The sequence below is a fragment of the Sphingopyxis sp. EU05-FHT14B03 genome (assembly GCF_058790875.1).
This window is the reverse complement of sequence record NZ_JBYTDC010000001.1, coordinates 660171-676025: the sequence shown is the minus strand read 5'-3', so window position 1 is coordinate 676025 and position 15855 is coordinate 660171. Positions and strand designations below refer to the sequence as shown.

The window sequence follows — 15855 nt, the reverse complement described above, 5'->3', positions numbered from 1 at the left end:
TGTAGCGGAATGGGGAAATGGGCCCCGGCTTGCGCCGGGGAACAGAATTAGGCGATGAGCGAGGCGTAGGCCCAGTCGAGCCACGGTCCGAGCGCTTCGATATCGGCGGTATCGACGGTCGCGCCGCACCAGATGCGAAGCCCCGGCGGCGCGTCGCGATAGCCCGCGATGTCATAGGCGGCGCCTTCGGCGTCGAGCAGCCCCGCGAACTTCTTGATGAAGCCCTCGTCCGCACCCGCGACCGACAGGCAGACCGAGGTCTTCGACCGGCTGGCGGGATCGGCGGCGAGGTGGCTCAGCCACTCGCGGTCTTCGACGATCTTGTCGAGCGCCGCGGCGTTCGCATCGCTGCGCGCCTTCAGCCCGTCGAGACCGCCGAGCCATTTCGCCCATTCGAGCGCGAAGATCGCGTCTTCGACCGCGAGCATCGACGGGGTGTTGATCGTCTCGCCCTTGAACACGCCCTCGGCGAGCGCGCCCTTGCTGACAAGGCGGAAGACCTTCGGCAGCGGCCAGGCCGGGGTGTAGTTTTCGAGGCGTTCGACCGCGCGCGGGCCGAGGATCAGCACGCCATGGCCGCCTTCGCCGCCGAGCACTTTCTGCCAGCTGAAGGTCGCGACGTCGATCTTGTCCCACGGCAGGTCGTAGGCGAACACCGCGCTGGTCGCGTCGGCGAAGCTCAATCCTTCGCGGTCGGCGGCGATCCAGTCGCCATCGGGCACGCGGACGCCCGAGGTGGTGCCGTTCCAGGTGAAGAGAACGTCGTTCGACCAGTCGATCTGCGTCAGGTCGGGAAGCTGGCCGTAATCGGCGCGGATGACGGTGGGGTCGAGCTTGAGCTGCTTCGCAGCGTCGGTGACCCAGCCTTCGCCAAAGCTCTCCCAAGCGAGCGTCGTGACGGGGCGCTGCCCAAGCATCGTCCACATCGCCATTTCAAAGGCGCCGGTGTCGCTGCCCGGGACGATGCCGATGCGGTGGGTGTCGGGAAGCTGCAGCATCTCGCGCATCAGGTCGATGCAAAGCTGCAGGCGCGTCTTGCCGATCTTGGCGCGATGCGAGCGTCCCAGCGATTCGGTGTTGAGTTTTTCGGGGGACCAGACCGGCGGCTTGGCGCAGGGTCCGGAGGAGAAAAACGGGCGCGCAGGGCGCAATTCGGGTGTCGGCACTTCAGTCATGTTAGTCTCTCCTTGCAGAGAGCTCGCGCGGCGTTGGGACCGCGTGGCCCGGCGCCGCGTTTAGGGAGCGCCGCGTAACTGTCAAACAAATTGCGCCGCCCGGGCGAAATTATCGACGAGCCGATGCCATACTTTAAGACTTGTTAACCATGGTGTCGGTAAATTGACGCCATGGCGAAACTCCCGCTTCTCCGGCCCCATATCCTGATGGCGACGATCGCGGCCCTTTCGCTTTCGGCCTGTTTCGGCAGCCCCGACGTGATGAAGCGCAGCGATACGCAGCGCCCGTCGGCGGACACGCCCAAACGCCCGCAGATGACCTCGGCACCGTCGTTCAACAGCCCCGAGGCGCGGCAATGCGCGGTCGACCTGAAGCAGGCGGGGGTGAAGTTCACCCCGCTGCCCAACCAGGATCATGGCGGCGGGTGCAGTTCGATCGATGCGGTCAAGCTGCTCGACATCGGCACCCCGACGACGAACCTCGGCGCGATGACCTGTCCCTTGGCGCGCAACTTCGCGGCGTGGGCGCAATATGCGGTGAAGCCAGCGGCGCGGAAATATTTCGGGCAGGAGGTCGTCAAGATCGAGACCTTCGGCACCTACAGCTGCCGCAACATTTATGGCGGCCGTTCGGGCCGGCTGTCGCAGCATGCCTATTCGAACGCGGTCGACGTGTCGGGCTTCGTGCTCGCCGACGGGCGGCGGATCATGCTCGACGGCGGGTGGACGGGCGACAAACCATCGCAGGACTTCCTCCGCGCGTTGCACAAATCGGCGTGCCGGCGCTTCGGCACGGTGCTCAGCCCCGACTACAACGCCGCCCATTATAACCATTTCCACATGGATATGAGCGGCGCCGGATACTGCCGCTAGGGCGCCGCGCACTTGGCTTTCGCGGCGGAAACGGCTAGCCGTCCGCCCATGACAGAAGACAAACAACCCCATCGTTCGCGTTTCCACAAGGCCAAGGACGACGCGCAATTCGCCAAGCAGGCGGTATCGACTCCCCAGACCCAGGACCCCGCCTATCGGCTGGCGTTCCAGGACACCGAATTCCTGCTGCGCGAGGATTTGCGTCCGGTACGCTTTCAGCTCGAACTGCTGAAACCCGAGTTGATGCTCGACGCGGCGAAGATCGAATCGATGCTCGTCATCTATGGATCGGCGCGCATCCCGTCGCCCGACAATGCCCAGGCGGTGCTCGACGCGGCGCGGACGCCCGAGGAAAAGCGGATCGCCGAGCGGCTTGCCGCCAAGGCGAAATATTATGAGGAGGCGCGCAAACTGGCGCGCATCGCGAGCCAGGTGCCGCCCGACAAGAATGGCTGCCGCAACTTCGTCGTTTGTTCGGGCGGCGGGCCATCGATCATGGAGGCGGCGAATCGCGGCGCCGACGATGAAGGCAAGGAATCGGTCGGGCTCAACATCGTGCTGCCGCACGAGCAGGCGCCGAACCGCTACGTCACCCCGGGGCTGAGTTTCCAGTTCCACTATTTTGCGCTGCGCAAGATGCACTTCCTGCTCCGCGCGCGCGCGGTGTGCGTGTTTCCGGGCGGTTTCGGGACATTCGACGAGACGTTCGAGCTGTTGACGCTGATCCAGACCGGCAAGATCAAGCCGATCCCGATCGTCCTTTTCAGCCAGGAATTCTGGACCCGCGTCGTCAATTTCGACGCTTTGGTCGAGGAAGGCGTGATCAGCGCGCGCGACCTGTCGCTGTTCCACTTCGTCGAGACCGCCGACGAGGCGTGGGCGATCATCCAGGATTTCTATGCAAAGGTGGCGGCGGAATAGGCCGCCCTTTCGTCGCCCCCGCGAAGGCGGGGGCCCGCTAGCCGCCTATTTCTGCGCGTCCAGATACAGGATCAGCGCCTTGCGATCGGCATCGTCGGGAATGCCCGCGAACGCCATGCGCGTTCCGGGCACCGCCATCATCGGCTGTTTGAGATAAAGATCGAGCGCCGCGTCGTCCCAGATGCCGCCTTTCGCCTTCATCGCGGACGAATAGCTGAACCCGGCGTGCGAGGCGACCGCGCGGCCGACGACGCCGTGCAGATTGGGTCCGATGGCGTTGTTGCCGCCCTTGTCGATCGTGTGGCACGCGACGCAGCGCTTGAAGATCTGTTCGCCCATCGCCGCGGTCGGTTCGACCGTCGCTTCGGGGGCACCGGACGGCGCGTCCGGGGTTTCGGCGGCCGGCTTGTCGCCTTTCCCGCAACCCGCCAGCGCGCCCGCAAGCACGAGCGCGCCCGCCAGCACGACGGGCGCGAGACGCATTACTTCTTGGCTTCGGCCGGAGCGGGAGCGGCCGCGGCGCCGGCCGCCGGTGCAGCGGCGCCCTTGTCGGCGGCGGGTGTCGCCGCGCCTTCGGCCGGGGCCGCAGCGGCGTCAGCTGCCGGAGCGGCTTCGGCGGCGGGCAACGGCACGTTCGAACCCTGGGCGTTCAGATAGACGATCAGGTTCGCGCGATCTTCGGCGCTCGACAGGCCGGCGAACGACATTTTGGTGCCGCTCGCGAACTTGCGCGGGCTGGCGAGCCAATGGTCCATATTCTCGAAGGTCCAGGTGCCGCCGTGGCTCTTGAGCGCGTCGGAGAAAGCGAAGCCGCCCCGGCCGTGGCCGATTTCGTCGCCCACCACCGCATGGAGGTTCGGGCCGACGCCGTTGGCGCCGCCTGCGTTGATTGTGTGGCATGCGGCGCATTTCGCGAACACCGCCTCGCCCTTCGCGACATCCGCCGCGGCGAGCAGGTTGGGAAGCGGGACGGCCGATTCGCCGCCGCCGGCACCGCCTTCGGCGTCCTCGATCGGATAGCCTTCCTTTTCAGGATGATGGTCGGCGAACACCATGCCCGACCCGATGGTCAGACCAAGCGCGCAAATGCCCGCAAAGAGCACCCAGCCGGCGATGGTATTGTTGCGATTGTCCATGCTTTGCAGCCCCGTTCGCTGGCGCCCGCCCATGGACGCTCATATCTGATTTGGACGCTCCCTTACTGGTGCGCGCACGGCGGCGCAAGGGGATGAAAGGCTCTTCACGCCGGTTGCGCGAAAAGGCCCGCGCCGCTATGCGCGCGGCCTCCACGCGGGAAGGCACATATGGGCAGTTATTCGGCATCGGCGCAGGCATTGGTCGACGAAATGAAGGCGGCGGCACTCGCCGAACCGGCGCGCGGCCTTGCGTTTCAGGGCGCGCCGGGCGCCAACAGCGACCTCGCGGCGCGCGAATATGACCCGAATTCGCTTCCTTTGCCCTGCTATTCGTTCGAGGACGCGATCGAGGCGGTGCGCGACGGGCGCGTCGACCGCGCGATCATCCCGATCGAAAACAGCCTGCACGGCCGCGTCGCCGACATCCATTTCCTTCTCCCCGAATCCGGCCTGTCGATCGTCGGCGAGCATTTCCTGCGCATCCGATACGGTCTGATGAGTCGCGACCTCGGCCCGGTGACGCGCGCGATGAGCCATGAACAGGCGCTGGGGCAGTGCCGCAAATGGCTGCGCGGCAACGGCATCGACCCGGTGGCGCACAGCGACACCGCGGGCGCCGCGGCGTGGGTCGCCGACAGCGACGAGGTGGGCCTCGCCGCGTTGGCACCGCCGCACGCTGCCGACCTCTACGGGCTGAAGCTGCACGAGACCGGGATCGAGGACGCCGACCATAATATGACGCGTTTCGTCGTGCTGGCCCGCGAACCGCTGACCGAACTGCCGCAGGACGTGCCGCTGATGACGACCTTCATCTTCGAAGTGCGCAACATTCCCGCCGCGCTCTACAAGGCGCTCGGCGGCTTCGCGACCAACGGCGTCAACATGACCAAGCTCGAAAGCTATCAGGTCGGGGGCAGTTTCACCGCGACGACCTTTTACGCCGACATCGTCGGGGCGCCGGGCGAGGAACGCATCGACCGCGCGCTTGAAGAGCTCGATTTCCAGACCAAGACGCTGCGGCTGCTCGGGATCTATCGTCAGGCGCGCGCGCGCACCTAGCGCGCCTCGAAATGCGTCGCGGGTTTCGCGTCGCGCGTCGTGACCAGATAGTCGTAACCGAGCAGCATGAACCGCGAAAAGCTCGGCAATTCGCGTAGCGCCTTGCCCTGCAGTTTGTGGCGCAGCGGCGCGAGCGGGATCAGGACATGGCCCGTCGCGGGCAGGCTGTCGCGGGCGATGCCCGCGGCGTCGAGGATCGGACCGATCGCCTCGTCCTCATAAGGTACGACTGCGGTGAAGGCGGTGGGCGACGGCTTCACGGTGCGGACCATCCCCGCCAGCGGCACATAGGCGATGTGAATCGACGTCTTGCCATTCGCGGCGGCGAGGCCGGGCAGCAGCGATCCGATATCATAGATCGACGTCGGCGTCGTGCCGCGTCCCATATGATAGGCGCCCATCTTGAACAGCACCGTCGGTGCGTTCGGCGCCGCGCCGCGCCAGGCGCGCAGGAAATAGCCGCGCATCAAGGCGGCGCGGACCTCGTTATTCTCCAGATAGCGTCCGCTGTCGTTGAGCTGGTAGATCGCGGCGCTTTTCGCGAGCGCGTCGACGATCGCGAGCGCCTCGACATCGCCGGCGAAGCGCGACCTGAGGTCGGCGAAACCGGCGGGGGTGGTCGTCTGGAGCATGATCGCGTCGAACCGGCCGGCGCCGAGCGCGGTCTTGTCCTTGTCGCGCCACCCTGCGAGCAATTCCGTCGTCGCCTTGTCTTTCGCGCGCTCGGCGAGCAGATCGAGCAGGATCGTGGGCGATCCGACGAATTCCTGGTCGATGCCCCACAGTCGGTCGTTGGCGGCGAAGGGCGCGGCGAGTTTCGCATCCTCGACGTTCGACAGGAAGGGCATGGCAAAGGGCCGTCCGGCGAGCGGTTTGCCGAGTGCGTCGGGTCCGCCGTCGCGCAGCGTCTGCCCGGCCCAGCGGGTGGCGACCGGGCCGACCTCGACCGCGTGATAGAGCGGCGCCGCGCCGGGCGGCGCGGCGACGTCATGCGCCAGCGCCATGCCGAGTTCGGGCGATCCCGCAAAGCCATGATCCTCGCCGAGCGCGATGAACTGGACGTCGGCGAGTTCGGCGCGCAGCCGATCGCCGCCGGGACCCGACAGGCCCTCGGCGGAAAAGGCGATCGGCAGGATTTCGATCGGCTCGGGCGCGGATGCGGCAGGATCGGCGGCGGCGGCCGTGAACGGCAGCGCCGCGATCCATGCGGCGGCCAAGGCGGTTTTCCAGAGATTCATGTCGCCCTCCTCTTTTCGGCTAGCTGTATTATTATGACAATACAGTCAAGCGAAAAGGCAGGCGGGTTCAGTCGCGGCGGTGAGCGAGCTGGCGCGCGGTGGCGAAGCTTTGCGTCACGAACAGGGTGACGAGGATGCTGGAGATGGTGAGCCCGAAAAGATCGAAGGGTGAGAAATTGGTGTGCCAGACATCGGCGCCGCCGACGATCGGCATCAACCCGGTCATCGCGATCAGCATCAGCCGCAATTCGGTCGGGCCGCCCGCCATGTAGGAGAGGCGGAATTCGCCGACGACCTTGGCGGCGAGGAAGCTGTGGATCGCCAGCAGCAGATATCCGATCACCGCGATCAGCGCGACGTCGAAGCGCATATAGGGGCTGAGCCCGATGCTGCCGACCATCAGGAAGATGGCAAGGCCGTCGACGCTGTGATCGACGAAATAGCCATAAGAGGGGCGCTCGATCCGGCGCCAGCGCGCGAGGCTGCCGTCGAGCGAATCCCCGAACCAGTGGACGACATAGCCGGCCACCGACAGCGAGAGCCACGCCGGGCCGAGCCAGCTCAGCATATAACCCATCGCGACCATCACCGCGCCGAGGAAGCCCAGCGTCGTCAGCTGGTCGGGGGTGACCCAGCCGGGAAGGCGCGGGCAGATCCAGTTGAGCAGGCGGCGTTCGCCGCGCGCGAGGATATTCTGCTGGATGCGGACCGGAGGGGTCGCCGCCTGCGGGGGAATGCTGCTCATGTCGGCCTTTCGTCGGGGGCTGTCACATCTGTGTCAGCCAGACGTCACGCGGGCGTCATAGGCGCAATTTCGCAGGGGGGAAAGGGCGCGACCACGCAGCCCGGCTTCGCGGCGGGGCGGATGGACGCGGCATATGCTTGGCGCGCCGTCGCCGAACGGCTATCCGGAAAGCCGAAGGGGGAGACAAATGGCCGATATTTCAATCGGGAGGATCGTGCGGCGCGGGGTGGCGGGGACGATCGATCCCCGCGGGCGCGACGACCGGGTCCAGTTCTGGATCTATTTCGCCATCGTCCTTGCGCCGCTGGTCGCGGTCCAGATGATCGCGCAGGTCGTGCTCACCTTTCCGTCGATCGACCTGCAGGGCGCGATGCAGCCCGATTATGATGCCAAGGCGGCCAATCTGAAGATGATGACCGAGATGTTCGAGGGCATGATCGCGTCGATCTACATCGCGGTGGCGATGCATGCGGTGGCCACGCTGCTGTTGCTGACGGCGACCGCGCGCCGCCTGCACGACCGGGGGCGAAGCGGGCTGTTCGCGTTGATCCTGCCGCTTGCGGCGGTGGTGACGGGAATCGATCAGGCGCGTCGCACCGAGCATATCCTGGGCATGATGCCGAAACTGTCGGCGGAACTGGCCGCGCAAAGCGGTCCGCAACAGCCGGGCGACATTTTCGGGCTGATAGCGAAGATGCAGCCCGAGGCGTCCGGGGTGAGCTGGGCGGCGATCGTTGCCGGCCTCGCGATGCTCGTGCTGGTGATCGAATTGTTGCGCGCCGGGACGCCGGGTCCCAATCGCTTCGGGCCGCAGCCCTGAGGCGTCAATCCTGCCAGGGACCGATTTCGCCGACGTCGCCGATCACGCGGTAGCGCACCGCGTCGCCCTGCCAGGCGACCTCCCACATCGGCGCGGGGCGCGCCCATTCGCCGATCACGAACAGCGGAATCCTGTTCGCCGCGACGAAGGCGAGGTCGTCGGCGGTCGGGCCGGGGACGACGGTTTCGGAGCGCTGGTGCAGCCGGACGACCGCGATCGTCCCGGCGGGCGGCGCGGGCAGCGACTGGCGCACCGGCATCGCGAGGCTGCCGCCGATGTCGGGGTGGCCATTGCGGTCGCGGTTGAGCAGCAGGATCTTGTCGGCGGTCGGATAGGGGCCACCGACGGGGCGCCCGGCAACCTTGCGGCCATTGAGTGCGGCGAACAGGCGCATGTCCTCATCGGCGATCGCGGGGATGGCGGCGGGCTGCGGTGCGGTTTCCACAACCGGCGGCGGGACCACCGCCGCACCATCCTGAAGCAGCAACGCGGCCGCCAGCGCGAGCATCTTCAATGCGCTTCGCCCCAGCTCTTGCCGGTGCCGATTTCGACCTCCAGCGGGACCGAAAGCGTCAGCGCGGGTTCGGCGGCGCCCATCATCACCCGGCGGATGACGTCGCCCGCCGCGGCGGCCTTGTCCTCGGGCGCTTCGAAGACGAGTTCGTCATGGACCTGGAGGAGCATTTTCACGTCGGACAGGCCGGCCTCGGCGAGCGCGGCGGGCATGCGCGCCATCGCGCGCTTGATCAGGTCGGCGCTGGTGCCCTGGATCGGCGCGTTGATCGCGGCGCGCTCGCTGCCCGCGCGCTCGTTCTGGCTTGCCGCCTTAATCCGCGGAAACCAGGTCTTTCGCCCGAACAGCGTCTCGGTATAGCCCTTGGCGCGGACGCTCTCCAGCGTGTCGGTGATATAATCGCTGATCCCCGGGAAACGCTCGAAATAGCGCGCGATCAGCGCTTGCGCCTCGTCGGGCGTGACCTCAAGCCGGCCGGCGAGACCCCAGCGCGAAATGCCGTAGAGGATCGAGAAATTGACCGTCTTGGCCTTGCCGCGCGTGTCGCGGTTGCTTTCGCCGAACAGCTCGATCGCGGTCGCGGCGTGGATGTCCTGCCCCTGCGCAAAGGCTTCCTTCAGTTCGGGTACATCGGCCATATGCGCGGCGAGGCGCAGTTCGATCTGGCTATAGTCGGCCGCGATCAGGACATGACCCGGCGCGGCGATGAAGGCGTCGCGGATCTGGCGCCCGGTCTCGGTGCGGATCGGAATGTTCTGAAGGTTCGGATCGGTCGACGACAGTCGTCCGGTTTGCGCGCCGACGAGGCTATAACTGGTGTGGACGCGGCCCGTCTTCGCATTGATCTGCTGCTGCAAGGCGTCGGTATAGGTCGACTTCAGCTTGGCGAGCTGGCGCCATTCGAGGATTTTGCGCGCGATCGGCACGCCGTCGCGTTCGAGCCGTTCGAGCTCGTTCTGGTCGGTCGACCAGTCGCCCGACTTGCCCTTGCGTCCGCCCTTGAGGCCGAGCTTGTCGAACAATATTTCGCCGAGCTGCTTGGGGCTGCCGATGGCGAAGGGCTGGCCCGCGAGGGTGTGGATTTCGCCCTCGATGCGCAGCATTTCGGTCGCGAACTCGCCCGACAGCTTCGCCAGATAGTCGCGATTGACCATGATCCCGGCGCGTTCCATCGCCTCGACGATCGCGGCGAGCGGGCGGTCGACCATTTCGTATACGCGGGTGCCGCCTTCGAGCGGCAGGCGGAGCTTGAGCAGCTTCCACAGGCGCCATGCGACCTCGGCGTCTTCGGCGGCATATTCGGTCGCGCGGTCGAGCTGGACTTCGGCAAAGCTGATCTGCGACTTGCCGGTCCCGCACATCTCCTTGAAGGTGAGGCAGATGTGATCGAGGTGGAGCTTCGCCAGCTCGTCGAGCCCGTGCTGATGCTTGCCGGCGTCGAGTGCGAAGCTCATCACCAGCGTGTCGTCATAGGGCGCGATCACGATGTCGTGCTGCGCGAGCACACCGATGTCATATTTCAGGTTATGGCCGACCTTGAGCACCGCATCGTCGGCGAACAGCGGGCGCAGGCGATCGAGCGCTTCGCCTAGAGGAATCTGGTCGGGCTTTTCGGCGAACATGTCGGTGCCGCCATGGCCGAGCGGGATGTAGCATGCCTTGCCGGCACCGGTCGACAGGCTGACCCCGACAAGGGTACCGGTGACGCTGTCGAGGCTCGCGGTTTCGGTGTCGACCGCGACGACATGCGCCGCTTTGGCCATTGCGATCCAGCGGTCGAGCGCCTCGATCGTCGTCACCGTCTCGTAAAGCGAGCGGTCGATCGCCGGCATCGGGGGCAGGGTCGGGGTCGAGGGTGCGCCAGCGGGAACCGGCGCGGGGGCCGCGCCGGTGCGCGGCAGCGTCGGCGGGCCACCGGGGGTCGCGCCGAGATCGAGCTTCGCCGACAGCGAGCGGAAACCATGTTCGTCGAGAAAGGCTTTCAGCGGCGCGGGCGGGATCGCGCCGAGCTTGAGCTGGTCGAGCGTGTCGGGCATCGGCGTGTCGCGCTTCAACTCGACCAGGATGCGCGACAGCCGCGCCATGTCGGCATGCTCGATCAGATTGTCGCGCAGTTTCGACGGCTTCATCGTCTCGGCCCCCGCGAGCGCCTTTTCGAGGTCGCCATATTCGACGATCAGCTTGGTCGCGGTCTTCGGCCCGACCCCGCGCACGCCGGGGACATTGTCGACCGCGTCGCCCATCAGCGCGAGCACGTCGCCGACGAGGTCGGGGGTGACGCCGAATTTCTCGTTCACCGCGTCGAGGCCGAGGCGGACATTCTTCATCGTGTCGAGCATGTCGACCTGCGGCGCGTCGCCCGCCGGCTCGCGGATGAGCTGCATCAGATCCTTGTCGGAGGAGACGATGGTAACGTCCCAGCCAGCGGCGACCGCCGCCTCGGTATAGCTCGCGATCAAATCGTCGGCTTCGAAACCCTCAAGCTCGATACACGGCAGCGAGAAGGCGCGCGTCGCGTCGCGGATCAGCGGAAATTGTGGGCGCAGATCCTCGGGCGGCTCGGGCCGGTTCGCCTTATACTGGTCGTAGATGTCGTTACGGAACGACTTGCTCGAGTGGTCGAGGATCACCGCCAGATGCGTCGGCCCGTCGGCGTCGTGCAGGTCCTTCGCCAGCTTCCACAGCATCGTCGTATAGCCATAGACCGCGCCGACCGGCGTCCCTTGCGGGTTCGTCAGCGGCGGCAGGCGGTGATAGGCGCGGAAGATGTAGCTGGAGCCATCGACCAGATAGAGATGATTCTTTTCCGACATGGCGCGGATGTAGCAGCGGCCGGCGGGGCGGCCTAGGGCGATGTTCCTGCTTTCTTCCCGGTCGCGCGCATCACCGGGTGCGCCAGCGCTCGATGCCTTGCCAGCTCAGCCAGAAGAGCAGGGGAAGGCCCACGGCACCAAGCATCAGCAGTTCTGTCGAGGCCTGCTCGATCGCTGCGGCCCCGATCGCCGCGAACAGCATCGCGACGCCGAGGTTGGCGAGCGCCATGACGAGCGCGAAGCGCGCGAAGGCCATGGCGGATACGCCTGCGGCGATCGCCATCACCTCGGCCAGGACCGGGACCGGTCGCGAAAGGATCAGCGCGATCGGCCCTGCGCGTTCGGCAAGGGCATGGGCCTTTTCGACATCGTCGGCGCCGAGCCAGCGTTTCGCGAGCGGGCGCGCCGCCCAGCGGCCGACGGCATAGCCGGCGAGGCTCGCCCCCATCAGCCCGAGCCAGATGACGAGCGTCCCGACCGGGAACCCGAAGGCCGCCCCCGCGAGCGTGTTGGTGACGCCGTTGGGCACTGGCAGGAACAGGTCGAGGGTAAGCGCGGCGATGATGAAGGCGGCGGCGGCGATCGGACGCTCGTCGGCTGCGGCAAGGACGGCGTCGCTTGCCGCCATGAACTGGTCGCGAAAGATCAGCGGCAGGCCGATTACGAGGAACAGCAGCGCGACGATTGCGAGCCAGCGAAGGAGCGGGACAGGGCGCTTTGCCATGGCGCAGCTTATCTCGCGGAGGATTCGATACAATCCTTCGTCATTGCTTCGCCGCGCTCGCAATGGCGGGGCTATTTATAGTCGATATGCAGCTTTGCCGCCGCCGCGACCGCGGCATCGCGCGCATCGTCGGTCGTGCCGCTCGCGACCTTTGCGAGCGCAACGCCCATGCGGCGCCAGGGGCGGGTGACGGGCTTGCCGAAGATGCGGGCGTCGACCGACGTTTCGGCGTCGGGCTGGGCCAGTGCTTCGGCGAGGCCGGTGATCGCGAAATCGCTCGCGTCGCGATCGGCCAGCAATACCGCGCTGGCGCTGGCATCGGGCACGGCGATGACGGGGATCGGCAGGCCGAGAATGGCGCGCGCGTGGAGGTCGAATTGCGTCAGCCGCTGCGAGATCAGCGTCACCATGCCGGTGTCGTGCGGGCGGGGCGAGAGTTCGGAGAAGATCACCGCGTCGCCCTTGACGAAAAACTCGACCCCGAAAATGCCGTGGCCGCCGAGCGCATCGACGACCTTGGTCGCCATGTCCTGCGCCGATTGCAACGCGGCGGTCGACATCGCCGCAGGCTGCCAGCTTTCGCGATAGTCGCCGCGTTCCTGGCGGTGGCCGATCGGCGGGCAGAAGGTCACGCCATCCTTGTGGCGCACCGTCAACAGCGTGATCTCGTAATCGAAGTCGATGAAGGCTTCTGCGATCACCCGCAGCCGGTCGCCGCGCATGCCCGCGGCGGCATAGTCCCAGGCGGCATCGATGTCGGCGGCCGTCTTGACGGTGCTTTGGCCCTTGCCCGACGACGACATCACCGGCTTGACCACGAGCGGGAAGCCGATGCGGGTCGCGGCGGCGGCCAGTTCCTCGCGGGTGGTCGCATATTCGAAGGTCGAGGTGGTGAGCTTCAACTCGCTCGCGGCAAGATCGCGGATCGCGTCGCGGTTCATCGTCAGCTGCGCGGCGCGCGCGCTGGGGACGACATGGAACCCCTCGGCTTCGACCTCGGCAAGGATTTCGGTGCGGATCGCCTCGACCTCGGGGACGATATGGTCGGGGCGATGCTTTTCGATCGTCGCGCGCAGCGCGTCGCCGTCGAGCATCGAAAAGACTTCGAAGCTATCCGCGACCTGCATCGCGGGCGCGCCGGCATAGCTGTCGCAGGCGATGACGCGGCATCCGAGGCGCTTCGCCGAAATCACGAATTCACGCCCGAGTTCGCCCGAGCCGAGCAGCAAGATGGTGGCGGTGGGGGTCATGGCGCGCTCCGAAGAAAAGGGGATGTTCGCGCTCTAATAATGCACGCGGCGATTGGCCAGCCGATGAATCACAGATCGGCGGCGCGAATTTCGGGAATGAGTTTCCACCATAGCACGGCGCCCAGCGCGCCCAGCGCGGCGGCCGATGCAAAGGCCCAACCATAGCCGCCAAGATAGTCGATGATCAGTCCGGTGACGATCGGCCCGACGATACCCGACACATTGCCCAGCGCATTCTGCACGCCGATCCAGCTTCCCGCGGCGCGGGGACCCGCGAAGATCTGGCCGATCGCGAACAGGTTGGTCGCGATCAGCCCGGTCCCGACCCCGGCGAGCGCCAGCCAGGCGGCGAGGGCGAAAACATTGTCGCTGGCGCCGATCCCCGCGATCGCGGCGGCGGTCGACAAATGGCCCGCGATCATCAGCTTGCGGCGCAGTTCGCCCTCTTCGGCGCCGCGCGCGACCATGCGGTCCGACAGCCATCCCGCGCCCAGCGCGACGACGCCCTGCGTCGTGAAGCCCAGCGTCGTCAGTGCGGTCATCTCGGGAATCGAATAGCCCTCGGTGTTGACGAGATAGAGCGGCAACCAGGCGAGGAGGAAGTAGAAGCCATAGTTGGAGAGGAAATGCACCGCCCCCATTTTCCACAGCGTCGCGATGGCGAGCAGCCGCGTCAGGGAGACGCGCTCGCCGGCGGGCGCGGCGATGCGCTTCGCGCGCAGCGGAGCCGAAGCGATCTGCCAGGGGATCAGCCAGAGCAAGGTTCCCAGCCCGAAAATCCAGAAGACCGGTCGCCATCCCCATTCGCCGAGGATCGCGCCGCCGAACAGCACCCCCACCGCGGGACCAAAGGCGAGCGCCGCGGAGACAGAGGCATTGGCGATGCCGCGGCGCTCGGCCGGAACCTCGGCGGCGAAGATCTTGCTGCTGCCCGGAAAGGCGATGCTCTCGCCGAGCCCGAGGAAAAGGCGCAGCAGAATCAGTGACGCGAGTCCGCCGACGAACCCGGTCAGCGCGGTGCTGATCGCCCAGATCGCGACGCCGATCGCGAAGACGCGATAAACGCAGAAGCGGTCGCACAGCCAGCCGACGAACAGGCAGGCCGGCGCATAGACCCAGAAAAAGGCCGAGACCGCAAAGCCGAAGCCGGTCGCGGAAAGCTTCAGCTCTTCCTTCATCAGCGGCGCCGCAACGCCGATCGCGCCGCGGTCGACATAGTTGAGCAGGACCGACAGCGCGATCAGGACGACGATCCAGGTCAGCCGGACGGGGCTGTGCCGCGTGTCGCCGTTCGCTGTCGCCATATCCTGTCCCCCGCCCGGACCATGGGCTATCACAGCCGGTGAAAGAGGCTAGAAAATTCGGCGGGGCGATTGGGCGCAAGATACGGGACGCGCTTCGCCGCAATCCTCGCCATAGACCGAGCGTCACAGTTCAAGGAATGGCCGCATGACGCATGTTTTCAAAACCATCTGGTCGCCGGTCGGCGAACTGACCCTCGTCGCCGATGCCAACGGCCTCGCCGCGATCCTGTGGGAGAATGACCGGCCGGGCCGCGTCCGCCTCGGTCCGCTGACCGAGGCGCCGGATCATCCGCTGCTGGTCGAGACCGAACGCCAGCTCGGCGAATATTTCGCCGGCGACCGGCGGCGTTTCGACGTGCCGCTCTCCTTCGCCGGGACCGCCTTCCAGAAAAGCGTGTGGGCGGCGCTGCTCGCCATCCCGTTCGGCGAGACGCGCAGCTATGGCGAGGTCGCGGCGCAGATCGGCAAGCCCGGCGCGTCGCGCGCGGTCGGCGCCGCCAACGGCCGCAACCCCATCTCGATCATCGCCCCATGCCACCGCGTGATCGGATCGACGGGGAAACTCACCGGCTTTGCGGGCGGGATGGAAGCGAAACAATATCTGCTCGAACTGGAGCGATAGGCGCGTCATCGCCTCAATCGATCAGGCACACCGTCCCCGCCCAGATGCTGGTGACCAGCCCGTCGATTCCATCGATGTCGAGCAAGCCGACGAGGTCGCCGGTGCTGAACAACAGCCCGAGCGACGAATCCTCGACGTCGACCTTGTACGCGGCGTCGAGTTGCTGGCGCGTCGAGCCGACGCCGATGCCCTTCGCGGTGCGTAGCGGCGATTCGCCGCCGTTGATCGTCCAGCCGACGAACTTGTTCTCCTGAAAGGTCAGCTGGAGATCGTCCCTGTAGCTGGTGTAGTCGATTTTTCCGGCGCCGCATTCGGCGCTCGAACCCTTGCCCAGCTGTTCGCCCTGAACGGAGCCGACCATCAGTTCGGCACTGGCGCGCGGGATACCAAAGGGAACCAGCCTGGCTTTGCCCGGTGGCGTTTCGACGATCGACAGCCCGTCGGGAGCCAGCGTCAGCGCGGCGGTGGTTTTGGCGGGCGCGGCCGTGGCGGCAGGCGCGGCGGCGGCGGTTTCGCCGGTCGTTCCCTCTGGCGTCTCCGTTTCGCTGGCCGGCGACGAACAGGCGGCCAGCATCGTCACGACCCAGACCCAGGCGGTTTTCATCGCGTCGCTCCCACTCATGATTTGGGACCTTTGTAACCCGGTCCTGTCGCAGCCGCG

The 15855-nt window shown here is 66.6% G+C and carries 16 protein-coding genes; 5 read left to right on the top strand and 11 right to left on the bottom strand.

Features of this window, described 5'->3' with window-relative positions:
- Positions 1–47: 47 nt before the first annotated feature.
- Positions 48–1175, bottom strand: coding sequence for a phosphoserine transaminase (locus AC3WS4_RS03355; RefSeq protein WP_492736546.1), 1128 nt, complete (start codon positions 1173–1175; stop codon positions 48–50).
- A 207-nt stretch (positions 1176–1382) separates the two neighbouring features.
- Between AC3WS4_RS03355 and AC3WS4_RS03350 the strand changes: the two genes are divergently transcribed.
- Positions 1383–2048: an extensin family protein gene (locus AC3WS4_RS03350; protein WP_492742629.1), complete on the top strand. Its 666-nt coding sequence runs from the start codon at positions 1383–1385 to the stop codon at positions 2046–2048.
- Positions 2049–2096: 48 nt separating this feature from the next.
- The gene (locus AC3WS4_RS03345) at positions 2097–2969 is read left to right on the top strand and encodes an LOG family protein (protein WP_187141593.1); all 873 of its coding nucleotides are present in this window, start codon (positions 2097–2099) and stop codon (positions 2967–2969) included.
- 45 nt (positions 2970–3014) lie between these two features.
- Here the strand turns inward: AC3WS4_RS03345 and AC3WS4_RS03340 are convergent, their stop codons facing one another.
- Together AC3WS4_RS03340 and AC3WS4_RS03335 are read right to left on the bottom strand one after the other, a co-directional pair.
- Positions 3015–3452 (bottom strand): c-type cytochrome, encoded by a 438-nt coding sequence (locus tag AC3WS4_RS03340; protein WP_492736550.1) that lies wholly within the window; start codon positions 3450–3452, stop codon positions 3015–3017.
- Positions 3452–4105: a c-type cytochrome gene (locus AC3WS4_RS03335; RefSeq protein WP_492736552.1), complete on the bottom strand. Its 654-nt coding sequence runs from the start codon at positions 4103–4105 to the stop codon at positions 3452–3454. Before AC3WS4_RS03335 ends, AC3WS4_RS03340 begins: the two co-directional genes overlap by 1 nt.
- A 168-nt stretch (positions 4106–4273) precedes the next feature.
- On the opposite strand from AC3WS4_RS03335, the gene AC3WS4_RS03330 reads away from it, so the two are divergent.
- On the top strand, positions 4274–5164 hold the full coding sequence (locus tag AC3WS4_RS03330) for a prephenate dehydratase (RefSeq protein ID WP_056342993.1): 891 nt from the start codon (positions 4274–4276) through the stop codon (positions 5162–5164).
- On the opposite strand, the gene AC3WS4_RS03325 is transcribed toward AC3WS4_RS03330, so the two are convergent.
- Together AC3WS4_RS03325 and AC3WS4_RS03320 are read right to left on the bottom strand one after the other, a co-directional pair.
- Positions 5161–6402, bottom strand: coding sequence for a hypothetical protein (locus AC3WS4_RS03325; protein ID WP_492736554.1), 1242 nt, complete (start codon positions 6400–6402; stop codon positions 5161–5163). The genes AC3WS4_RS03330 and AC3WS4_RS03325 overlap by 4 nt on opposite strands.
- Positions 6403–6469: 67 nt before the next feature.
- On the bottom strand, positions 6470–7147 hold the full coding sequence (locus AC3WS4_RS03320; RefSeq protein WP_056342988.1) for a CDP-alcohol phosphatidyltransferase family protein: 678 nt from the start codon (positions 7145–7147) through the stop codon (positions 6470–6472).
- 187 nt (positions 7148–7334) lie between these two features.
- On the opposite strand from AC3WS4_RS03320, the gene AC3WS4_RS03315 reads away from it, so the two are divergent.
- Complete coding sequence (locus tag AC3WS4_RS03315) at positions 7335–7967, top strand: DUF805 domain-containing protein (protein WP_492736557.1); 633 nt, start codon at positions 7335–7337, stop codon at positions 7965–7967.
- 4 nt (positions 7968–7971) lie between these two features.
- Here AC3WS4_RS03315 and AC3WS4_RS03310 read toward each other — a convergent pair whose 3' ends face one another.
- From AC3WS4_RS03310 to AC3WS4_RS03290, 5 genes are all read right to left on the bottom strand, one after another.
- Positions 7972–8475, bottom strand: coding sequence for a hypothetical protein (locus AC3WS4_RS03310; protein ID WP_492736630.1), 504 nt, complete (start codon positions 8473–8475; stop codon positions 7972–7974).
- A 2-nt stretch (positions 8476–8477) separates the two neighbouring features.
- Complete coding sequence (gene polA / locus AC3WS4_RS03305; protein ID WP_492736559.1) at positions 8478–11294, bottom strand: DNA polymerase I; 2817 nt, start codon at positions 11292–11294, stop codon at positions 8478–8480.
- Between the two features lie 70 nt (positions 11295–11364).
- Entirely contained in the window at positions 11365–12018 is a 654-nt protein-coding gene (locus tag AC3WS4_RS03300; protein WP_492736561.1) for a TVP38/TMEM64 family protein, read from the bottom strand.
- Positions 12019–12089: 71 nt separating this feature from the next.
- A complete protein-coding gene (gene purT, locus AC3WS4_RS03295) occupies positions 12090–13268 on the bottom strand; it encodes a formate-dependent phosphoribosylglycinamide formyltransferase (RefSeq protein ID WP_492736562.1) in 1179 nt (392 codons plus the stop codon).
- 68 nt (positions 13269–13336) lie between these two features.
- On the bottom strand, positions 13337–14572 hold the full coding sequence (locus tag AC3WS4_RS03290) for an MFS transporter (RefSeq protein WP_492736564.1): 1236 nt from the start codon (positions 14570–14572) through the stop codon (positions 13337–13339).
- A gap of 145 nt (positions 14573–14717) precedes the next feature.
- On the opposite strand from AC3WS4_RS03290, the gene AC3WS4_RS03285 reads away from it, so the two are divergent.
- Positions 14718–15194, top strand: coding sequence for a methylated-DNA--[protein]-cysteine S-methyltransferase (locus AC3WS4_RS03285; protein ID WP_056342971.1), 477 nt, complete (start codon positions 14718–14720; stop codon positions 15192–15194).
- A gap of 13 nt (positions 15195–15207) precedes the next feature.
- Here AC3WS4_RS03285 and AC3WS4_RS03280 read toward each other — a convergent pair whose 3' ends face one another.
- Positions 15208–15798: a hypothetical protein gene (locus AC3WS4_RS03280; protein ID WP_492736566.1), complete on the bottom strand. Its 591-nt coding sequence runs from the start codon at positions 15796–15798 to the stop codon at positions 15208–15210.
- Positions 15799–15855 lie beyond the last annotated feature (57 nt).